At 69.3% G+C, this 21,301-nt stretch carries 11 protein-coding genes, 1 pseudogene and 1 riboswitch; of the genes and pseudogenes, 4 read left to right on the top strand and 8 right to left on the bottom strand.

Features of this window, described 5'->3' with window-relative positions; genetic code table 11:
* Nucleotides 1–22 precede the first annotated feature (22 nt).
* Nucleotides 23–117: riboswitch (TPP riboswitch) on the bottom strand.
* Between the two features lie 78 nt (nucleotides 118–195).
* A complete protein-coding gene (locus tag IPN03_20005; protein ID MBK9375935.1) occupies nucleotides 196–2,418 on the top strand; it encodes a patatin-like phospholipase family protein in 2,223 nt (740 codons plus the stop codon).
* 28 nt (nucleotides 2,419–2,446) lie between these two features.
* On the opposite strand, the gene pulA is transcribed toward IPN03_20005, so the two are convergent.
* The 5 genes from pulA to IPN03_19980 all read right to left on the bottom strand — a co-directional run bounded on the left by pulA (nucleotide 2,447) and on the right by IPN03_19980 (nucleotide 11,629).
* A complete protein-coding gene (gene pulA / locus IPN03_20000) occupies nucleotides 2,447–7,231 on the bottom strand; it encodes a pullulanase-type alpha-1,6-glucosidase (protein ID MBK9375934.1) in 4,785 nt (1,594 codons plus the stop codon).
* Between the two features lie 247 nt (nucleotides 7,232–7,478).
* Nucleotides 7,479–7,736: a hypothetical protein gene (locus IPN03_19995; GenBank protein ID MBK9375933.1), complete on the bottom strand. Its 258-nt coding sequence runs from the start codon at nucleotides 7,734–7,736 to the stop codon at nucleotides 7,479–7,481.
* Nucleotides 7,733–9,163 carry a 2-oxoacid:acceptor oxidoreductase family protein gene (locus tag IPN03_19990; protein MBK9375932.1) on the bottom strand — a complete coding sequence of 477 codons (1,431 nt, stop codon included), beginning with the start codon at nucleotides 9,161–9,163 and terminating at the stop codon, nucleotides 7,733–7,735. Before IPN03_19990 ends, IPN03_19995 begins: the two co-directional genes overlap by 4 nt.
* Complete coding sequence (vorB, locus tag IPN03_19985) at nucleotides 9,160–10,557, bottom strand: 3-methyl-2-oxobutanoate dehydrogenase subunit VorB (GenBank protein ID MBK9375931.1); 1,398 nt, start codon at nucleotides 10,555–10,557, stop codon at nucleotides 9,160–9,162. The genes IPN03_19990 and vorB overlap by 4 nt, the downstream gene beginning before the upstream one ends.
* Before the next feature lie 136 nt (nucleotides 10,558–10,693).
* Nucleotides 10,694–11,629, bottom strand: a complete 936-nt coding sequence (locus tag IPN03_19980; protein ID MBK9375930.1) for an NAD-dependent protein deacetylase — start codon at nucleotides 11,627–11,629, stop codon at nucleotides 10,694–10,696.
* 88 nt (nucleotides 11,630–11,717) lie between these two features.
* Between IPN03_19980 and IPN03_19975 the strand changes: the two genes are divergently transcribed.
* A complete protein-coding gene (locus IPN03_19975) occupies nucleotides 11,718–13,814 on the top strand; it encodes a M13 family metallopeptidase (GenBank protein ID MBK9375929.1) in 2,097 nt (698 codons plus the stop codon).
* Nucleotides 13,815–13,821: 7 nt separating this feature from the next.
* Here IPN03_19975 and IPN03_19970 read toward each other — a convergent pair whose 3' ends face one another.
* Nucleotides 13,822–14,784 (bottom strand): N-acetylmuramoyl-L-alanine amidase, encoded by a 963-nt coding sequence (locus IPN03_19970; GenBank protein MBK9375928.1) that lies wholly within the window; start codon nucleotides 14,782–14,784, stop codon nucleotides 13,822–13,824.
* 349 nt (nucleotides 14,785–15,133) lie between these two features.
* The gene (locus tag IPN03_19965; GenBank protein ID MBK9375927.1) at nucleotides 15,134–16,522 is read right to left on the bottom strand and encodes a cyclic nucleotide-binding domain-containing protein; all 1,389 of its coding nucleotides are present in this window, start codon (nucleotides 16,520–16,522) and stop codon (nucleotides 15,134–15,136) included.
* Between the two features lie 48 nt (nucleotides 16,523–16,570).
* On the opposite strand from IPN03_19965, the gene IPN03_19960 reads away from it, so the two are divergent.
* Nucleotides 16,571–16,711: a hypothetical protein gene (locus IPN03_19960; protein MBK9375926.1), complete on the top strand. Its 141-nt coding sequence runs from the start codon at nucleotides 16,571–16,573 to the stop codon at nucleotides 16,709–16,711.
* A gap of 386 nt (nucleotides 16,712–17,097) precedes the next feature.
* A complete protein-coding gene (locus IPN03_19955; protein MBK9375925.1) occupies nucleotides 17,098–18,540 on the top strand; it encodes an ATP-binding protein in 1,443 nt (480 codons plus the stop codon).
* Nucleotides 18,541–18,607: 67 nt separating this feature from the next.
* Here the strand turns inward: IPN03_19955 and acnA are convergent.
* Nucleotides 18,608–21,169: pseudogene (gene acnA, locus IPN03_19950) on the bottom strand (aconitate hydratase AcnA).
* Nucleotides 21,170–21,301: the final 132 nt, after the last annotated feature.

Raw genomic sequence — 21,301 nt, 5'->3', positions numbered from 1 at the left:
CTCTCGAGGTTTGCGGAAGCTCCCGCTTCCGTTTGCCGTTCCCTTCGCCGGAATGACCCGGATCAGGTTCGAGGGTTTGCTCTCAGGCCGGAATCCCGGCCACCCCTAGGCATCCGTCGGCGGGGAATATGGGCGTCCGGACACCTCGTGTCAACGGGGTCGAGTACCCTGCGGGAGCAGGAGGAGCTCGCGAACGTGAGACGGACGGCCCTGTTGGCTCTCGTCCTGCTCCTTGCCGGGCAGCGCCCTCTCGTCGCGCAGGAGGCAGATTCGGGCGCTCTGGCGGCGCCGAAGCGCCCGCGTGTCGGTCTCGCCCTTGCCGGCGGAGGTGCGCGCGGCGGAGCGCTCGTCGGCGTCCTGAAGGTCCTCGAGGAGCTGAGGATTCCGGTCGACTACGTCGCCGGGACGAGCAGCGGGTCGCTCGCCGGCGGGCTCTACGCGATCGGGATGCCGCCGGAGAGGATGGCCGAGGAGCTCCGGACGATCGACTGGGAGGCCGTCTTTTCCGACGTCCGGTCGCGGAAGGACGAGGCCTTCCGGCGCAAGGAGGACGACCCCCGCTACCTCATCGACGTCGAGCTGGGCTTCGCGCATGGAAAGGTCGTCGTTCCCTCGGGCCTCGTCGCCGGCCAGGAGCTCGGCTACCACCTCCGGAGGATGACGTGGAGCGCCGGCTCGGTCCGGGACTTCGACCGGCTTCCTATCCCGTTTCGGGCCGTCGCCGCGGACATCGAGACGGGCGAGGCCGTCGTCCTCGGCTCGGGCGACCTGGCGCGCGCGATCCGCACGAGCATGGGCGTTCCCGGCTTCCTGAAGCCGGTGGAGCTGGACGGACGCCTCCTCGTCGACGGCGGCGTCGCGAGCAACCTGCCGGTCGACGTCGTCCGGAAGATGGGGGCCGACGTGATCATTGCCGTCGACATCTCGATGCCGCTGGCGAAGAGAGATGACCTCGACGGCTTCCTGAAGGTCCTGGGCCAGACCAACAACTTCCTGACTCGCAAGAACGTCGAGGAGCAGATCGGGATGCTCCAGGGACGGGACGTCCTCGTCACTCCGGACCTGGAGGGGATCGACACGTTCGATTTCCCCAGGTTCGACGAGGCGATCGGGCGAGGCGAGGCGGCGGCACGCGCCGCGTCCGGTCGGCTCGCCTTCCTGTCGGTTTCGCCCGGGGAGTTCACCGCCTGGAAGGCGGCCCACCCGCCTCTCTATTCCGAGGAGGTTCCGGTCATCGCCCGGGTCCGTGTCGAGACCGCTGGCCACGCGGACACCGCGATCGTGACGTCCTCCGTCGGCCTGAAGGCCGGGCCCCTGGGCTGGGAGGCGCTCCACCAGAGCCTTCGCGAGGTCCACGGGCTCGGCGGCTGGGACACGGTCGACTTCCTGGTGGAGGGGCCGCGGGACCAGCGGGTCCTCACGATCGTGCCCCGTCCTGCGGCTCTCGCCCCGAGCCGGATCCGGACCGGTCTCGTCTTCGGAACCGAGTTCGAGGGCGAGAGCTCCTTCGGCCTGCGCGTCGGGTGGGTCCTCTCGCGCATCGGGTCGCGTCGCGGCGAGCTGAAGACCGACCTCGAGATCGGCCGGCGGACCCTTCTCGCGACGGAGTTCTACCAGCCACTCGGTTCGAAGCGACGGTTCTTCGTCGCGCCGAGCCTCGGCTGGGATCGCTCGCTGCGGGACGTCTTCGACGGCGACGACGTCATCGCGCGCACCTTCGACACGCGTCTGTACGCCCGGCTCGACGCGGGGCTCGCCCTGGGGCCGCTCGGCGAGGTCCGGGCCGGAGTCCTTCGGGACCGGAGCCGGTTCTCGGTCGACATCGGCGACCCGGACATCGAGGACGCGTCCGCCGACCGGGCCGGCGCCGTCTTCCTCGCCCGGTTCGACCAGCTCGACGACGCGACGATTCCACGCTCGGGCTGGGCCGCGACGGTCGACACCGGCGTCTACGGAGAATTCCTCGGAGGGGCGTGGGCCTACGACAAGCTCTCGGCCGCCGCGAGGTTCGCGCGCTCGTTCGGCGAGTGGACGGTCCTCGGGGGAGTCGAGGCCTCCGGGCCGTTCGGCGGAACGACGCTCCCTTTCTTCGACCTCAGCCGTCTGGGCGGGTTCGGGAGGCTCTCGGGCCTCCGGACGGGCCAGATCTCCGGGCAGTACGCCGGCCTGGCGCGCCTCGGAACGCGGTACCGCGTCTCGAAGCTCCCGAGCCTCGTCGGGAGCGGCATCTTCGTCGGCGCCACCGTGGAGGCCGGAAACGTCTGGAATCGGACGGAGGACATCCACCCCTCGAGCCTGATCTGGGCGGGGAGCCTCTACGCGGCCGCCGAAACGATCCTCGGGCCGGTCTACCTCGGGTGGGGCTTCGCGGACAAGGGGCGAAACGCGTTCTACTTCTCGCTCGGCGTGCCGCTCTAGGGCGGCAGGCCCAGGCCAGCGCGGCTCCTCACCGGCGCAGCGCGAACATGGCCCCGGCCGCCAGCGCGACGGAGAGAAGCGCCAGCGCCAGCGGTGAGGCGGCAGGAATCGGCGGCGTGAGGGACGCCCGCAACACCGCCGTCGCCTCCACCGACGTCGGTGCCACCTCGAGAGCGGTCACGCCTCCCGCCGGGATGCTGTTCACCAGAGGCCCCTCGCCGACGGCAACGACCTGGACCGAAACCGTGCATGTGCCGTTCGGCGCGATGGAACCTCCCGAGAGCGCCAGAAGCGACCCGTCCGGCTCCGCCGTCAGCGTCCCACCGCAGGTGTTCGCCGCCAGCGGCGCCGACGCGTTCGCCAGGCCCGCCGGATAGCTGTCGGTGAAGGCGATTCCGGTCACGGGGATCGGGTTCGGGTTGACGAGGGTGATCGAGAGGGTGGACGCCTGCGACGCCGAGATCGCGGCGGGCATGAAGCTCTTCGACGCGATCAGCGGGGCGGTGACCGTGAGCTCGGCCGTTGCGGGGGCGCCGTTCGATGGCGTGTCCGTACTCGTCACGCCGCCGGCCGGAACAGTGTAGGCGTACACCGCCGGAGCGGCGCTGGTGACCTCGACGGTCACGGTGCAGCTGCTGGAGGCCGGCATCGACGCACCGGAGATCGAAAGCGTGGTGGCTCCGGCCGTTGCGGTCAGGGTCGCGCCGGCGCACGTCGTGCTGGCGCTCGAGGGCGTGACGTTCACGAGGCCGCCCGGCAGCGACGCGCTCAGCGCGACGCCGGCGGCGGAAACCGTGTTCGGGTTGGAGAGGGTGATGGTGAGCGTCGCGGGCGCGCCGAGGGGCACCACCGTCGGCGCGAACGACGCGGCCACGCCGAGCGGCAGCAACGCGCGCAGGGACCAGAAGACCGCCGCCGTGCGTGCCGGGATGTCGAATGTCCCCCCGGAGAACGTCGACGTCCTCACCGTCGGATCGTTCGAAGCCGACTGGATCGGATGCAGCGTCAGGCTGCGTGTCGCCAGCGCCGTCACGTTCCAGCGGATCGGCGCGGCGGTTGCGTTGAGGAGCGCCACGACGAGGTCATGGTCCCGGTCGACCGATCCGTCGGAATCAGTGATGGCCAGCGCGAGGAGTCCGGGCACCGGGCCCGGCCCCGGGTTCAGCACCTCGAGGCGGCCCTGGATGGCGCTCGCCGTGCGCAGCCGGAAGAGAGCCGAGCTCTTCCGGATGGCGAGCATCTCGCGCATGTGCGCCACCGCGTTCCGGATGTCGGCCGTGCCAGGACGAATCGACGGGTTGGCCAGCAGAGGCTGCATGACCGGCCAGTTCGCCTGGTTGTCGGCGGCGGGCGGCAGGCCGACGCCCCAGTTGTTCGTGGCGTAGGTGAAGTCGAGCCTGTTGAACCAGTCGCCCGAGTTGTAGCTGTTCCGGTCGAGCGACTTCGACCGAAGCATGTCGATCCCCGCGTGGAAGAACGGAATGCCCTGGGAGAGCGCGAGCAGCGAGACGCCGAGGTTCTCGACGCGGGTGCGTTCCGCCGTGGTGCGCGAGACCGGCAGCTTCAGCTGGATCGCGTCGAACAGCGTTTCGTTGTCGTGAGCGTCCACGTAGTTGATGATTTCCTGCGGGTCCGCGGCGTAGCCTGCCGGCTGCCCGTTGTAGTCGAGCCCGGCGCCGGTGATCGGATTGCCGCTGCGGTCGACGAACGGGAACGCGGCGAGATTGCCCGCCGCGCCGAGGCGGATCCAGTCGGTGCGCAGGAGGAGCCGACCCAGCTGATCGGCGGGAGTCCCCTGGTCGGTCGCGTTCGGATCGAAGGAGAGGCCGGTGAGGAATCCCTGCTCCTGGATTCCCGAGAACGGCCCTCCGCCCCGCGCGCCGTCACGCATCCGGTCGGTGAACGATCCGATTCCGGTCCCCGCCATGTTGGCCTGGGTCGCGTTGACGCCGCGCGCGTTGTCGGCCACCTCGCCGAAGTTCCACCCCTCGCCGTAGAGGTAGATCTTCGTCCCGTCGACGCCGTCGGTCGCGGGCGTCAGCGCGTCCAGGGCCGCACGGAGGTTGAGCATGTTGCTCTTCATGTGGTGGCCCATGAGATCGAACCGGAAGCCGTCCACCTTGTACTGTCTCGCCCACGTCACGACGGAGTCGATGAGCAGCTTCTCCATCATGTTGTGCTCCGAGGCGGTGTTGGCGCAGCAGGAAGAAGTTTCGACGTTTCCGTCGGCGTTCAGGCGGTGGTAGTAGCCGGGGACGACCCTGTCGAGCACCGACTTGGCGTTCTGTCCGGACGCGTTGGTGTGGTTGTAGACCACGTCCATGACCGTCCGCAGGCCGGCCGCGCCGAGGCCCGCCACCATCTCGCGGAACTCGACGATCCGCGTGGCGCCGTCCGGGTTCGTCGAGTAACTTCCCTCGGGTACCGTGTAGTGCCACGGGTCGTAGCCCCAGTTGAAGCCGTCGCTGCCGGCGACCGCCATGACGGCAGCCTGTTGCTGCTGCGAGTCCGGGGGCAATGCCGACAGGTCACCAGGCGACAGCCACGCGGACCTGTCCTCGTCGATCGTGGCGAGGTCGAACGCAGGAAGGAGATGGACGTGGGTCAGGCCGGCCTCCGCGAGGGCAGAGAGGTGCTGCATCCCGTTCGACGAGGCCTGGGTGAACGCCTTGAACGTTCCCCGCATGGCTGCGGGGACCGTCGCGTCGCTCGCGCTGAAGTCCCGGACGTGCAGCTCGTAGATGGCGATGTCCTCCGGCGCGTCGAGCGCCGGCTTCGCGAGAGCGTCCCATCCGGCAGGCTTGAGGGCGGCGCTCGAGAGATCGACGATCTGGCTCCGCGCGCTGTTCGTTGCGAGGCTTACCGACCAGGGGTCGGTCACGAGGTTGTGCTCGACGGCGCCCGTGCCGCGTACGAAGACCTCCACATCGAACAGGTAGAACTGACCCGACCAGGACGGGTCGCCGGTGATGCTCCAGACGCCCGTGGCCGGATCGAGCGTCATGAGCGCCGTCGTCGCGACCGTAGCCGCATTCGAGTCGGCGAAGCGATGCAGCGTCACCGACTTCGCCGTCGGCGCCCAGAGGCGCAGCGTCGGTGCGCCTCCGCTCCAGACGACGCCGAGGGTCCCCTGGAACGTGTAGAGGTCGTCGAGCACGCCGGGGAGCTGCAGCGACGTGGCGTCGACCGGAGTGGCGTCCGCCATCTTCGCCGAGACGGCCACCTGGCCCTTCAGGATGGAGGGAACGTTGCCGGCCTCTGCCGCTGGGATGCGGAAGGCGAGGGAGCCGGCGAGGTGGGGAAACTTCGCCAGGACGTCGGCCGGAAGCCCCGCGGCATCCCGGGCCAGGGGGATCTCCGTGCCGCCGGTCACGCCGGTGCCGTCGAGCGCCAGGCCGCCGCCGGGGCTGTGGTGCAGCGCGACGCTCCAGTCCGGCTGGAAGCCGGCGATCTTCCACGCGACGAGATCGCCTTTCACCCAGTGGGCCTGCGCCTTCGAGAGGTTGCCCTTTGGCGCGCCAGCCGTCGTGACGGTGAGGACGTGCGTCGTCGCATCCCAGAGGAAGAAGGTCTCCTGGCAGGGCGCGGCGACGGTGAAGCCGATGTTGGGCCCGTTCTGGACGCCGCCGGCCCCGTAGTTCACGTCCCAGCTCTCGGCGACGGCGACCTTCGCCTCGTAGTTCCCGGCGGGAATCGCCCGGGTCGAGAAGGAATAGATGCCGTCGCCGTCCGGATCCTGGAGCCACGAGAGAAGGCAATCGGGTTGCCAGTCGCCGGGACAGCCGAGCTCGGACTGGAAGCTCCCGGCGACCGTCGCGATGACCTTGCTCTGGTTGTCGGCGATCCAGTGCGTGACGTGGTCGTAGTAGAACTTCACATTGGCCGAGGCGGCGAGATTCAGAGGGATGTTGGCGCCGTTGAAGGTGGCGTTCTGACCGTAGTTCTCCGCCCAGGAGTCGTTGATCGCCCCCTTGTACTCATAGCTCCCGGCCGGCACGGCGAATGTCGCCTGCCAGACGGCGTCGGTCGCGTCGAAGGCGAGGTGCGTGGCGGCGCACGCCGGATCCCAGTCTCCCGCGCAACCCAGCTCGGACTGAAGACTGCCGGCGAGCGTCACGGAGGACGGCTGAGTCACGGCGGGAGCGGGTCCCACCGTCAGCACGTGTGTCACGGCATCGTAGGAGAAGAGAGTCTTCGCGCAATCGGCGGCCACGGTGAAGGGGATGTTTGCTCCGCCCGGCGCTCCTCCCGCTCCGTAGTTCTCGGTCCAGCTCTCGTTGATCGCCGCCTTGACCTCGTAGCTGCCGGCGGGGAGTGTGGCGGTGAGGGTGTACGTCCCGTCGCCGTCGGGATCCTGGAGCCACGACCTGAGGCAGCCGGGATCCCAGTCGCCGGCGCACCCGAGCTCGCTCTGGTAGCTTCCCGGCGCCGTCGCGATGATCGAGTTCACGTTATCGGTGACCCAGTGCGTCTCGTGGTCGTAGAAGAACTTGACGCTCCCGGGCGCGGCCAGACCGAGAGGAATGTTCGCGCCGTCCGGCTGGGCGTTTCCTCCGTAGTTTTCCGTCCACGAATCGTCCATCGCCGCCTTGTACTCCCAGCTGCCGGCGGGTAGCGCGAACGTCTGCTGCCAGACACCGTCCTCGCTGTCGAAGGCGAGGTGCGTCGCGGCGCACGCCGGTTCCCAGTCAGCGGCGCATCCGAGCTCCGACTGCAGGCTGCCGCCCACCGTGACGGATGCCGGCTCGGCGGCGGCGAGCGGAAGGACCGGGAGGGAGAGAAGGAGAGCGACGATCGTCAGGCGGATCGACACGGAAACACCTCCATCTGGCAGACCACGACAAGCGGCAGGACGAGGTGAAGTCTTTGGGCGCGAACGGGAATCGGCTGGAGTAAAGAGGAGAGTCCTCTTCCACCTTTCGAGCATAGTTCAGGACATGCCCGGCGGGAGGACGAGAAATCCGATCCCCGGGTTCAGGCGAGGGCCGGCCCCGAAAACGGAACCGCCCGCCGGCCCGGGAGGGCGCCGGCGGGCGGAGAAGGTGCCGTTCCGGAGAATCCTACGGGGCCGTGATCCGCCGCCGCAGGAGGTCGATCACGTCGGTGACCTTGCGGCACGACTCGCAGTCGCCGTTCGTATTCGTGCAGGGAGCGCCGTCCCCCTGGAACTCGAAGCACTTCGGGTCGGCAGCGAACTTGACGAGATCGCCGAGGAGGGCGTCGATCCGCTCCTTGAGCGGGCTCGCGGGGATGTTGCGGAGCGAGGAGACGAGATCCCACTCCTTCTGGCTGAGCGTGACCTGCACGGGGCCGCTCACGGGACGAGGACCTCGGAGGCCGCCTTGACGCCCCACTCGAACGCCTGCTCGTTCATCGGAATCATGGCGCACTTGTCCTTCAGGGCCCGCCGCACCGCGGTGAGGAACGTCTCCTTCGGGAAGATGCCCGTGGCGGCCTGGAGCGCCCCGAGCGCGACGATGTTCTTGACCATGATCTTGCCGAGGTCCTTGGCGATCTCCGACATCGGGACCCCGATGACCCTCACGCCCGCCTTCATCGGCGTGAGCTCGTGGATGACCGAGCTGTCGTAGATGATCGTCCCGCCCGGCGGGACGTCCGGCCCGAACTTCACGAGGCTCGGCATGTTGAAGGCGATCAGGACGTTCGGCTTCGGCGAGGCGGGGGAGAGGACCTCGCCGTCGGCCACGTGGACGTCGGCGTAGGACGTTCCGCCACGCGATTCCGGGCCGTACGCCGGGATGTGGGTCGCGTCGAAGCCCTCGTTGATTCCGGCGTGGACGATGAGCATCGCTGCGGTCTGCGCGCCGTCGCCACCCGAGCCCGCGAGCTTGAGCGAGATGTCGTGCGGGGCGACGTGCGACGGGAAGGTCGTGCAGTAGCGGGGGGCCTTCTCCTCGCCGGCGCCGATCTCCTTCAGGACGCGCGCCGTCTCGAACGTCGGCTTCGCGACGTTCCACCACGGCTCGCGGGTCTCGTCTTTCTTCACGCCGAGCGGGAAGACCGGGAGCATCATCTCCTCGACCCACTTCTCGGTCTCTTCCGGCGTCTTCTTGAGGTGCGTCGGGCACTCGGCGAGGACCTCGACGAACGCGAATCCGCGCCCCTCGACCTGGATCTGGAGCGCCTTGTGGATCGCCTTCTTGGCGCGGTTCCTCTGCTTGGGGTTGAAGAGGGCCACGCGCTCGACGTAGACCGGGCCATCGAGGCCCGACATGAGCTCGGCCATCTTCATCGGCATGCCGGTGAATGAGGTCCGCCCGTCGGGGCTCGTCGCGGTCCGCTGGCCCATGAGAGTCGTGGGGGCCATCTGGCCGCCCGTCATGCCGTAGATCGCGTTGTTGATGAAGATGACGGTGATCGGGATGCCGAGCTGCGCCGTGGAGACGATCTCGGCGAGGCCGATCGAGGCGAGGTCGCCGTCGCCCTGGTAGGAGACGACGATCGACTCGGGGTTCGCGAGCTTGTGGCCGATGGCCACGGCGGGGGCACGCCCGTGCGGCGCCTGCGTGTTGCCGACGTCGAAGTAGTAGTAGAGGAAGACCGAGCAGCCGACCGGCGAGACGGCGACGGTCCGGTCCTGGATTCCCAGCTCGTCGATCGCCTCGGCGAGGTACTTGTGGGCGAGGCCGTGGCCGCAGCCGGGGCAGTAGTGGGTCGCGTGCCCCTTGAGCCCCTCGCCGTGGGAGTGGCGGTCGAACTTGCCGTAGAACGAGGTCGTGCTCATGCCGTCACCTCCTGCCCCGTGACGACTTTCGTGACGATCTCCTCCAGCTGCGGGAGGACCCCTCCGAAGTGACGCACGTGCTCGATCTCCGGGTAGTCGCGGACCCCGGCGTTCGCGAGGGCGAGCTTGAGCTCGTCCTCGAGCTGTCCGTTCGAGGCCTCGACGACGACGATCCGCTTGGCGTTGGGAAGGACGGTCTTGAACTTCTCGATCGGGAAGGGCCAGACGGTGATCGGGCGGAAGAGCCCCGCCTTGATCCCCTTCGCCCGGAGGGCCCCGACGGCGCCCTTGGCCATCCGCGACGGGGTCGTGCAGGCGACGAGGACGACCTCGGCGTCGTCGCACATGTAGAGGTCGGCGCGCTGCTCGACCTTCATCGCCTCGTACTTCTCGTTCAGGTGGACGTTCCACGCCTCGAGGTCGGTCTCGGCGAGGTAGATCGACGAGATGAGGTTGCGGCGGTGGTCCCTGTCGCCCCAGACGCCCCACGCGGGGATCCCGGGCTTCACCATCGACTCGGGCAGAGAGACCTTCCCGGTCATCTGGCCGAGGTAGCCGTCGGAGGCGATGACGACGGGGTTGCGGTACTTGAAGGCGAGGTCGAACGCCAGCATCGTCAGGTCGAGCATCTCCTGCGGCGTCGAAGGCGTCAGGACGATGGCGTGCGTGTTGCCGTGGCCGAGGCCGCGGCAGCAGAGCTTGATGTCGGCCTGCTCGGGGGCGATGTTGCCGAGGCCCGGTCCGCCGCGCATGACGTTCATGAAGACGGCGGGGACTTCCGAGCCGATCATGTAGGAGATCCCCTCGAGCATCAGCGAGAAGCCCGGTGAGGACGTGAACGTCAGGCACCGCATGCCGGCGCCGCCGCAGCCGTACATCATGTTCACGGCGGCGACCTCGGAGACGGCCTGCAGGAACATCCCGTCGAGGTGCGGGAGGAGCTTGGCCATCAGCTCGGCGCCTTCCGTGGACGGGGTGATCGGGTAGCCGAAGAAGTGCCGGCAGCCGGCGAGGAGCGCGCCGACGGCGGCGGCGTAGTTCCCCTTCAGGACGAGCGGCTCCATCTTCTGGAGCGGGATGATCTCGTTCGGAATCTCGACCGGTTCGGGAGCGTCGGTCATCCGGTCGCCGAAGAGCTTCTCAGGGTCCTGCAGCTCGTACTCGGCGTCCGAAGGGGTCTGCTGGAGGCCGTAGGGCTCGGGGCAGGCGTCGATGCAGAGTCCGCAGCCGTTGCAGTGTTCCAGGTCCAGGACGACCGGGGTGAGCCCGGTCTGGGGGTTGATCTCGGTCCCCATCGAGATGCAGTGCTTCGGGCACGCGCTGATGCAGCGCCCGCAGCCCTTGCAGAACTCGGGGAGGACGAACGGTTTCGGTCTTTCCTTCAGGGCGGGCATGGTGCCTCCTCCGATGGGGGAGTTTACCGGGCCGAACCTGATGAAAACGCACCATTTCAAGGGTGATCGTTCGGGAACAGAGCATGGTATCAGCACACGTGCAGACGCGCGAGGATGGGGAAGGCGACGCCCCTTTTCAGCCCGGCGCGACCGTGGCCGAGGGGCGTCGCCGTGCGTCGATCCCGCGGATCGCATCGAGCGCGCCGAGGGGAATCGAGATCCCGACCGGGCGAGAGTGCGGAATCGTGCTCTCCAGGAGCGCCTCGAGTGAATCGGGCGCGGGACCCGCGAACCCGTACCCGAGCTGAGGCTCGCGCGGATTGACCCGGACGAAGGTGCGCCGGGGCCCGCGGGCCGCCTGCTCCGAGAACATCCGCACCGTCGGGACGTTCGTCCCCGCCCCGAGCTCGAGGAGGACGAGCGGCCCGTTCGCGGCGTCGAGCCACGTCTCGAGCGTCGCGTGCTGGGCGTCCGTCCGCGCGTCGTCCCAGCCCATGTCACCGAACATCAGGATGTTCGGGCGCGCGAGGCCCCGGCAGCCCGGGCAGGTGGGGAAGGGCTTCTTCGCCCGGCAGGTCGCTTCGTCGACCTCGACCTCGACGCCGGCCGCGGAACGGATCGGCTCGCCGCAACCGCGCAGGCACTGGAGGTGGAGGATCGACCCGTGGCACTCGACGACGCGGCTCTCGGGGAAGCCCGCCTTCTGGAACTGCCCGTCGACGTTCGACGTGAAGACGAACGCGCCGTGCGGCTTTTCAGCGGCCCAGCCGAGGAGCGTCGCGAACCCCTCGTGAGGAACGGTGCGCCGGTAGAGGTTCAGCCGGTGGCCGTAGAAGCCCCAGGCGAGCGCGGGGTCCTCGAAGAACCACTCCGGGTTCGCGAGCTGCTCGAAGCGCAGGCCGAGGTCGCGGAACGCGGGGTAGGCCTGCCAAAACCCTTCCGGGCCGCGGAAGTCGGGTAGCCCCGAGTCGACGCCCATCCCGGCTCCCGCGGTGATGACGAGCGCCTCCGCCTCGTCCACGGCGCGGGCGGCGAGGGAGAGCGAGGAGTCGAGGCCGGCGCCGGCAGCCATAGCCCGGATTCTAGGTACAGCAGTCGGCGAATGGCACTGCGCCGGACCCTCCTTGCGGCCGCGTCGCGGAGTTCCTATCGTGTCGGGCATGAAGGCCCGACCCCGCACTCTTCCCGTTCTCCTCGCGGTCCTCCTCGCCGCGACGTGCGCCCCCGCCCCGCGCGTCGCCCAGGCGCCTCCCGCGACGGCCGCCGCGGCCGCGACCTCCTCCGGAGTCGACCTCGCCGGCATCGACCGCTCCGTCGCTCCCGGGGACGACTTCTTCGCCTGGGCGAACGGGAGCTGGATGAAGGCGACCGAGATCCCGGCCGACCGCAGCTCCTGGGGCTCGGGCGGGGAGATGACCGAGCGGACGGCGAAGCGGACGGCCGAGCTGATCGCCGGGGCGGCGACATCGAAGCCTCCCGCCGGATCCGAGGCCCGGAAGATCGGCGACACCTACTCGACGTTCCTGGACGAGGCGGCCATCGAGGCGAAGGGGATGTCGCCGCTGAAGCCCGCGCTCGAGGAGATCGCTGCGATCGCCGACTCCCGAGCGCTCGCCCGATTCCTCGGGTCGACGCTCCGTGCCGACGTCGACGCCTTCAACAACACGGACTTCTACACCGGCAACGTCCTTGGCCTCTGGGTCGCGCAGGACCTGGCCGAGCCGACCCGGTACGCACCCTTCCTCCTGCAGGGCGGGCTCGGAATGCCCGACCGCGACTACTACCTCGACCCGTCGCCGCGGATGGCCGAGATCCGGGCCCGCTACAAGGAACACGTCGCGGCGGTCCTGAGGCTCTCCGGCGACGCCGTTGCCGAGGCCGAGGCGAAGGCGGGACGGATCGTCGAGATGGAGCGCCTCATCGCCACCTCCCACTCGAGCCGAGACGACTCGTCGGATGTCGCGAAGGGGAACAACCGCTGGACGCGCTCCGACTTCACGGTCCGCGCTCCCGGACTCGAGTGGGACGCCTTCTTCGAGGCCGCCAGCCTCGGCGAGCAACAGGAGTTCATCGTCTGGCAACCGGGCGCGGCCACGGGGATCGCCGCCCTCGTACGCGGCCAGCCGCTTTCGACCTGGAAGGAGTACCTGGCCTTCCGCACCGTCGAGAGCGCCTCGACGTTTCTCCCTAAGGCTTTCGCCGACGAGCAGTTCGCCTTCTACGGGAAGGTCCTCTCGGGCACACCGAAGCAGAGCGACCGCTGGAAGCGGGCCGTCGCTGTGACCGACGCGGCGCTCGGCGAGGCGGTCGGGAAGCTCTACGTCGCGAAGTACTTCCCGCCGCCGGAGAAGGCGCGCGCCGAGGCGATGGTGAAGAACGAGATCGCCGCCTTCGCCAGGCGGGTCGACCGCCTCGACTGGATGTCCCCGGAGACGAAGGCGAAAGCGAAAGCCAAGCTCGCCATCCTGAAGGTCTACGTCGGCTACCCGGACCGATGGCGCGACTACTCCGGACTCGAGGTGGTCGCGGGGGACGCGCTCGGAAACGCGCGGCGGGCCTCGCTCTTCGAGTATCACCGGAACCTCGCGAAGCTCGGCCAGCCGGTCGACCGCGGCGAGTGGGTCATGAATCCCCAGCTCGTCAACGCGGTGAACCTCCCGGCGATGAACGCGATGAACTTCCCGGCCGCGATCCTGCAGCCGCCCGACTTCGATCCGAACCGGCCGGAGGTGATGGACTACGGCGCCATCGGCGCCACCATCGGCCACGAGATCAGCCACAGCTTCGACGACCAGGGAGCGCTCTTCGACGCGGAAGGGCGGCTGAAGAACTGGTGGACGAAGGAAGACTTCGCCCACTTCGGGGCCTCGGCCGCCAGGCTCGTCGCGCAGTACGACGCCTACCGGCCGTTTCCCGATCTCGCGGTGAACGGGAAGCTGACGGTGAGCGAGAACATCGCCGACGTGGCAGGGCTCGCCGTCGCCTACGACGCGTACCGCATCTCCCTCGGCGGCCGCGAGGCGCCGGTCGTGGACGGCCTGACGGGCGACCAGCAGTTCTTCCTCAGTTTCGCCCAGAGCTGGCGGACGAAGACCCGCGAAGCGGCCCTCCGGCAGAGGATCGTCACCGATGGGCACGCGCCCGCCGAGTACCGCGCGGACTGTGTGAGAAACCTCGACGCCTGGTACACCGCGTTCAACGTGAAACCGGGGCAGAAGCTCTATCTCGCCCCGGGGGAACGCGTGAAGATCTGGTAGCCCCGGGTCAGTAGATCTGCCGGAGCAGTCGCTCGGCCACGGACTCCCGGATGACCTCCTTGAGGGCGAAGAGGTGGTCGCCCGGGCAGTCCGTCGCCTTGACCTCGCGGTGGCCGTAGACGTTGTCGACCGGAGCGCCGAACGCCTCGTAGAGGCCCCGGCCGAGCGGGTCGATACCCCGGCGGCCCGCGATCCAGGCCATCAAATCGACGAGCGAGGAGACCTGCGCCGCGGTCGGCTGGTGATCGACGGGAGGGTGGAAGTAGCCGAGGACCGAGATGCCGGTACTGCCCCGGTTGAACCCGTCGTGCGCGCCCTGGACGTCGGTCTCGTCGGCGTCGTCTTCCCGAGCCTGGAAGACGTGGCCGTGCTTGCAGACGACGTAGGCGTACCCGAGGTCGTTCCAGCCGTTCGTGTCCATGTGGTACGTCTGGATGGCGCGCACCCGCGCTGCGCACTCCTCCCAGGTCCGGGCGCTCCAGTCCTCGATGGTGGCCGTGTGGTGAAACGCGATGTGGCCGGCCATCGTGTAGGTGTAGCCGTCCCTGGGAGGACGCGCGCCCCAGGCCGCACGGGAGGAGATCGGAGGGCTTGCCGGTCCCGGGATCGACGTCGGGATCTCTGGTGGCAGCGCGAGGGCCCGGCGTGGGCCTGGGGCTGCAGTGGCTCCTGCGGCGGGTGTCCCGAAGGGTGTCGGCGCCTGGTGCAGCGGGGTGGTCCGCGCGTCGGCAACTTCCGGCCCCGGGTCGATCACGTGGAGGGTGAACGACGCCAGCGAGGCCTCGTTCCGCGGCGTGCCGGGAAGCCGGAGCCGGTAGCGGACCCACCGGCTCTGGGGCGCCACGAAGACGAGCGCGCCGGCCGATTCGCCCGCGAAGGGGTTCGGCCGTCCGTCCTCCCGGAGGTCCTCGATCGTTCCTTCCTCGGGGACCGCGATCCAGGCTCCCCAGCGGACGCCGTCCGGGCTCACACCCAGCTCCACGGAGACACCTTGTGTGCCGCGCCAGTGGGGGCCGATGGCAGAGAAGGTCGCGCCGGTGTCGAAAGGAACAGACTCAAAGCCGGCCTCCCGGCCGGCACGGAGCCCGTCGGACCGGACGGAGACTCCCATGTCGAGATACCCGACGGCGAAGTCGATTCCCTGATTGGCGATCTGTACGGAACGGACCTCGGCCCGAAGGGGTGCCGCTCTCAGGAGCCCCGCCGCGAGGACGAGGATCGCCGCGACGCCGGTGCCTCTTTCTCTGATCCTGTCGCTGATCGCCCTGTCTCCCGCGCGGCGATCTTGCGCGCCGCAACCGGCCCGGGCAAGCCCCCGGTCAGTGGCGCGCAGCGCGCAGCGCCGCCACGCACCTCTCGGCCCGATCGAGCCGGAGGGCGTCGAGGGCCGCCGAGAGCTGCGGGCTGCGCGAGCGGAGCGCGGCCAGCTCCGCCGGAGCGAGACAGAGAAGATCCGAGTCCGTCACGGCCATGACGGACTCGGCCTGCGGCAGATCGCGTCCCTCGGCGAGATCGCCGAAGAACTCGTGGGGCCGGAGAAGGGCGACCGCGACCTCGCGATCGCCCGCGCGAAACGTCACACGGAACGCGCCCCGCTTGACGATGTAGGCGCCCTTCGCCGGCGTGCCTTCCCGGACCACGAGCGTTCCTGCCGGCACCGGGAGCGTCTCGAGCCTCAGCGCCAGCTGCCGTCGATCGTTATCCGGCAGGACGCCGAAGACGCGCGAGCGGGCGAGTGCCGAGTCGAGGATGCGCTCCTCGTAGACGCGGTTCAGCGCATCCGCCAGGGCCCGGTGCTTGCGCGCGATGGGGGCGAGGGCGTTGCGGTCGAGCTCGAGGAGGTTGGACTGCTCGCGGGCCGTCACGGTCGCGTAGCGGGGCATCGAGGTGAGGAACGAGCTCTCGCCGAGGACCTCGCCGTCCCTCGCGACCCTGAGGACGACCTCCGTGCCGAGGTCGTGCCGCGCCGTCACGGCCAGCGTCCCCTGGACCACGAAGTAGACGGAATTGCCTTCGCTGCCCTCGCGGAAGAGGACCTCGCCGGGTGCGAGGGTGACCAGGTTGATCCGCTGGAGCACGAGGTCGATCAGGAGAGGGGGAATGTCCCTCAGGAGGGGGATTCCGATCGTCGCTCCGTGGACGGCCTCCTTCTTCTGGCCCCACGCCGAGGGGCCTGGGGAGGCCGGCTCGGGCATCGGCAGGGACCCGCTCGGCGGCGGGCCCGGCGGAGGAGCCGGAAGCGAGTGCGAGCCGTTGGGCGGCGGGCCCGCGACCGGCTCGGCGAGCTGGAATGACGTGCTCGCGGGAGGAGGGTCGGGCCCCGGGCGGGTGAAGGAGCCGGAAGGGGGTGGGGACGGGGCGGCGGGAGGCGCCGCCGCCCGCACCGCTTTCTCGGCCTCGAGGATCGACTGCAGCTGAAGGTGCGAGAGGTACGTGGAGGAGGTCAGCTCGCTGTCGGGGTCGAGCTGCGTCGCCTTCTTGTAGATGGCGATCGCCGCCTCGAGGCGGCCCCGCGACTGCACGATCGGCCCGTACTGATTCAGGATCCGGACGGCCTCCGTCTTCCGGCCGCTGCCGGCGAGCGCGTCCGCCAGCTTCATGACGGCCCCGACGTCCGAAGGGTTCTCCTTCAGCCGCCTGCGGGCGGCCTCGACGATCTCGCGTGTCGCCGGAGAGTCACCCCTGGAACCGTCCGAGAACAGACCCATCGCACGGAACTCTACATGCGGATCTCGCCGGTGCAAGCGTGACGGGCGATGACGAGGCGCAGGGTGGCGGTGAAGGTCTTCTTCGTGGCGTCTGCCGCGGCGAACTCGAGCGAGAGGACCCCGATGCCGGCGAAGTTCGAGCGGTGGTTCCGCTCGAGCTTGGGGCTGGAAGCACAGGCGTCGGCATGAGTTCGGTGCGCGGCGGACGCGTGCCATCGACATCTACCCGATGAACGCACTGCCGAGCAGCCAGATCGAGGAGCTCGACACGTTCCTCGAGAACGTCCCCGCCCGCGAGCGATCTCCTCGGTCCCGGCGAGCGGCGCCGACGCGGCCGCGCCGGGCTGCTCCGTGCCCATGGACTCGAGGGTGGGGATCGGTCGTACCTGGCGTGGCATCGGGAGGGGGTCTTCCGACCAGGAAGAGCAGGCCCACCGTGACCTCCGAACGCCCCGAGATCGGCGGCAGTTCACTGTCCGACTGATGTATCACTCTGTGCCACAGTATTTTGCGTGCAACGTATCGGCTAAGATCAGCGTGTTGACTCTATTTACCACGAGCGGTAGGGTGGGGCCGTGCGAGAGATCCCGCGCGAGGAGGTGCTTCGGCGGATCACGGCCGACAACGGGTGGTGGGCAGCGCCTCACCGGATTCCAGAGCCCGACGACCGGCTGACGCCTCGCGCCTACCTCGATCAGTTCACGGCCCTCGCGTTCGACGCGCCGGTCCGGCGCGCGGTCCTCCTGATGGGGCCGCGGCGCGTCGGCAAAACCGTCCTTATTCGGCACGCCGTCCGCGTCCTCCTCGATCGGGGTGTTCGGCCGGAAAGGATCCTCTACGTCTCCGTGGACCACCCCCTCTTCAACGGCCTCGGCCTCGCCGACCTCCTCTCGGCCTGGGAGGAGGCGACCGGGCTTTCGACCGCAGGCGGGGAGATGTTCGTCTTCTTCGACGAGATCCAGTACCTGCGAGACTGGGAGAGGCACCTCAAGGCGCTCGTCGACCAGCACCCGTCGGTGCGGTTCGTCGCGTCCGGCTCGGCGGCGGCGGCGCTGAAGCGGAAGAGCCAGGAGTCTGGGGCGGGGCGATTCACCGACTTCCTCCTGCCGCCGCTCACGTTCTCCGAGTACCTCTCTCTGACGGAACCCGAGCGCGGGGCGCCCAATCCGACGGCGGACATCGAGGCGCTCAACCGCCGCTTCGTCTCCTACGTCAACTTCGGCGGGTATCCCGAGGTGGCGCTCTCGCCAGAGATCCAGGCGGACCCCGGTCGTTTCGTGAAGGCCGACATCATCGACAAGGTCCTCCTGCGCGACCTGCCGACCCTCTACGGCATCGAGGACGTGCAGGAGCTGAACGCGCTCTTCACCACGCTCGCGTTCAACTCGGCGAATGAGGTTTCCCTCGAGGCGCTCTCGAAGAAGTCAGGGGTCGCGAAGAACACGCTCAAGAGGTACATCGAGTATCTCGAGGCGGCCTTCCTGCTGAAGGTCGTTCACCGGGTGGACCGCAACGCCCGGCGCTTCCAGCGGGCGACGGCGTTCAAGGTCTACCTGACGAACCCGTCGATGCGCGCGGCGCTCTTCGCGCCGGTGTCGGCCGACGACCCGGCGACGGGCGACCTCGTCGAGACGGCCGTCTTCGCGCAGTGGTTTCACGCCCGGACGCCGATCCACTACGCACGGTGGGATCGCGAAGGGGGGGAGGTCGACCTCGTCGGAATCGACGCGGCCCAGAGGCCGACGTGGGTGACCGAGGTGAAGTGGACCGATCGTCCGCTGACAGATCCGTCTGAGATCGCGGCGGCGGTTCTCTTCGCGCGGCAGCACGACCTCGGAGAGACCGTCGTGACGACGCGCACCGCGCGCTCGACGCTGCGGGTCGACGGAGTCGACGTCCGTCTCGTCCCGGCGGCGCTCTACGCCCTGTGGGTCGGCGCGGAATCGGTCGCGCAGCCCGCCGGGGACGTGGCGCGGCGCGTCCTCGCGCGGTTCGCCGGAGCCATCAGCACAGCCTGACGACGGAAAGGGCCGCGGGATCTCTCCCGCGGCCCTCCTGGCGAATCGGTCTGTTTCCGGTGCCGTCCTACGCCGTCATCTGCCGCAGCACGAACTGCAGGATGCCGCCGTGGCGGTAGTAGTCGACCTCGTTCGGGGTGTCGAGGCGCAGGGTCGCGGTGAAGGTCTTCTTCGTGCCGTCGTCGCTCGTCGCGGTGACGGTGATCTTCTTGTGCGGGGTGAGGCCGTCGGCGACGTCTCCGACGTCGAACGTCTCCTTCCCGGTGAGGCCGAGCGTCTGCGCATCCTCGCGCGCGGCGAACTGCAGCGGGAGGACTCCCATGCCGGCGAGGTTCGAGCGGTGGATCCGCTCGAAGCTCTTCGCGATGACGGCCTTCACGCCGAGGAGCATCGTCCCCTTGGCCGCCCAGTCGCGCGAGGAGCCGGTGCCGTACTCGGCGCCCGCGAGGACGACGAGGGGCGTTCTTTCCTCCTGGTACTTCATCGCGGCGTCGTAGATCGACATCGTCTCGCCGGTCGGGACGTGGACGGTGACGCCGCCCTCGGTGCCCGGGAGCATCAGGTTCTTCAGCCGGATGTTGGCGAAGGTGCCGCGCATCATCACTTCGTGGTTGCCGCGGCGGGCGCCGTACTGGTTGAAGTCGGCGGGCTTCACGCCGTTGTCGCCGAGGTACTTGGCTGCAGGTGAGCCCTTCGCGATGTTGCCGGCGGGGGAGATGTGGTCGGTGGTGATGGAGTCGCCGAGGAGGGCGAGGCAGCGGGCGCCCTGCACGTCGGCGAGGGGCCTGGGCTCCTTGCCGAGGTTCTCGAAGAAGGTCGGCTTCCTCACGTAGGTCGACTTCGCGTCCCACGCGAAGGTCTCTCCCTCCGGCACGGAGAGCGCCTGCCAGCCGGCGTCTCCTTCGAAGACGGCCCCGTAGGCCTTCTCGTACTGCTCGGGCGTGAGCGAGGCGGCGATCGTCTCTGCGACCTCCCGCGGCGTGGGCCAGATGTCCTTGAGGTAGACGGCCTGGCCGTTCCGGTCGACGCCGAGCGGCTCGGTCGTCAGGTCCTTGTCCATCTCGCCCGCGAGCGCGTAGGCGACGACGAGCGGCGGCGAGGCGAGGAAGTTCATCTTCACCTGCGGGTTGACGCGCCCCTCGAAGTTCCGGTTGCCGGAGAGGACGGACGCGACGACGAGGTCGCCCGTCCGCACCGCCTCGGAGACCTTCTCGGGGAGCGGGCCGCTGTTGCCGATGCAGGTCGTGCAGCCGTACCCGACGAGGTGGAAGCCGAGCGCCTCGAGGTAGGGCGTCAGGCCCGCGGCGTTCAGGTAGTCGGTGACGACCTTCGACCCCGGCGCGAGCGACGGCTTGACCCACGGCTTCGTGTCGAGGCCGCGTTCGACCGCCTTCTTCGCGAGGAGACCGGCCGCGACGAGGACCGACGGGTTCGAGGTGTTCGTGCAGGAGGTGATCGCCGAGATGACGACGGCGCCGTGCGGCATCTCGTACGTCACCCGCCCCTCGACGACGGGGACGGTCGCGTCGGCCGACCCGCCCTTGCCGAGCATCGCCGGGAGCTGCTCGCGGAAGGTCTTCTTCGCGTCCTTGAGGGCGATCCTGTCCTGCGGGCGCTTCGGCCCCGCCAGTGACGGGACGACGTCGCCGAGGTTGAGCTCCAGGGTGCCGGAGAAGCGCGGCTCGGGGGCGTCCTCGGAGCGCCAGAGCCCCTGCGCCTTGCAGTATGCCTCGACGAGCGGGGCGAGCGCCTTCCGGCCGGTGAACTCGAGGTACTTGATCGTCTCGCCGTCGACCGGGAAGAAGCCCATCGTCGCGCCGTACTCGGGCGCCATGTTCGCGATCGTCGCGCGGTCCGTGAGCGGGAGCGCCGCCAGGCCCGGCCCGAAGAACTCGACGAACTTTCCGACGACCCCCCTCTTGCGGAGGATCTGGGTGACGGTCAGGACGAGGTCCGTGGCGGTCGCTCCCTCGGGGAGCCTGCCGAAGAGCTTCATCCCGACGACCTCGGGGATGAGCATCGAGACAGGCTGGCCGAGGAGGGCGGCCTCGGCCTCGATCCCGCCGACGCCCCAGCCGAGGACGCCGAGGCCGTTGATCATCGTCGTGTGGGAGTCGGTGCCGACGAGGGTGTCGGGGTAGGCGACGCCCTCGTCGTTCGTCCAGACGACCTTCGCGAGGTACTCGAGGTTCACCTGGTGGCAGATGCCGGTGCCCGGCGGAACGACGCGGAAGTTCTTGAACGCGCCCTGCCCCCAGCGGAGGAACTCGTAGCGCTCGCGGTTGCGCTCGTATTCGAGGTCGACGTTCTGCCCGAAGGCGAGGGAGGAGGCGAAGTTGTCGACCTGGACGGAGTGGTCGATGACGAGGTCGGCGGGGGAGAGCGGGTTCACCTTGACCGGGTCGCCGCCCATCGCCACGATGGCCTCGCGCATGGCGGCGAGGTCGACGACGGCCGGAACGCCGGTGAAGTCCTGCATGAGGACGCGTGCGGGGTGGAAGGCGATCTCCTTGTCGGGCTCGGCCTTCGGGTCCCACGTGGCGAGGGCGAGGACGTCCTCGGACTTCACGACGCGCCCGTCCTCGCAGCGCAGGAGGTTCTCGAGGAGGACCTTGAGGGAGTAAGGGAGCGTCCGGACCTCCGGGTGCTCCTTCGCGAGCGTCTCGAGGCGAGTAGTAGGAGACGGTCGCGCCTCCGGCGGAGAGGGTCGTCTTCGTCTTGAAGCTGTCGTTCATCGTTCCTCCGGCGGTCGGCTCGAAAA

The organism is Holophagales bacterium (genome assembly GCA_016719485.1).
Classification (GTDB): domain Bacteria; phylum Acidobacteriota; class Thermoanaerobaculia; order UBA5066; family UBA5066; genus UBA5066.
Note: the sequence above shows the minus strand (reverse complement) of the source record. Positions and strands in the feature narration are given on the sequence as shown.

What these genes read in the sequence shown, in the direction of transcription:
- IPN03_19990 (MBK9375932.1), bottom strand. Translation starts at nt 9,163, where the DNA reads ATGAGCACGACCTCGTTCTACGGCAAGTTCGACCGCCACTCCCACGGC.
- vorB (MBK9375931.1), bottom strand. Translation starts at nt 10,557, where the DNA reads ATGCCCGCCCTGAAGGAAAGACCGAAACCGTTCGTCCTCCCCGAGTTC.
- IPN03_19980 (MBK9375930.1), bottom strand. Translation starts at nt 11,629, where the DNA reads ATGGCTGCCGGCGCCGGCCTCGACTCCTCGCTCTCCCTCGCCGCCCGC.
- IPN03_19975 (MBK9375929.1), top strand. Translation starts at nt 11,718, where the DNA reads ATGAAGGCCCGACCCCGCACTCTTCCCGTTCTCCTCGCGGTCCTCCTC.
- IPN03_19965 (MBK9375927.1), bottom strand. Translation starts at nt 16,522, where the DNA reads ATGGGTCTGTTCTCGGACGGTTCCAGGGGTGACTCTCCGGCGACACGC.
- IPN03_19960 (MBK9375926.1), top strand. Translation starts at nt 16,571, where the DNA reads ATGACGAGGCGCAGGGTGGCGGTGAAGGTCTTCTTCGTGGCGTCTGCC.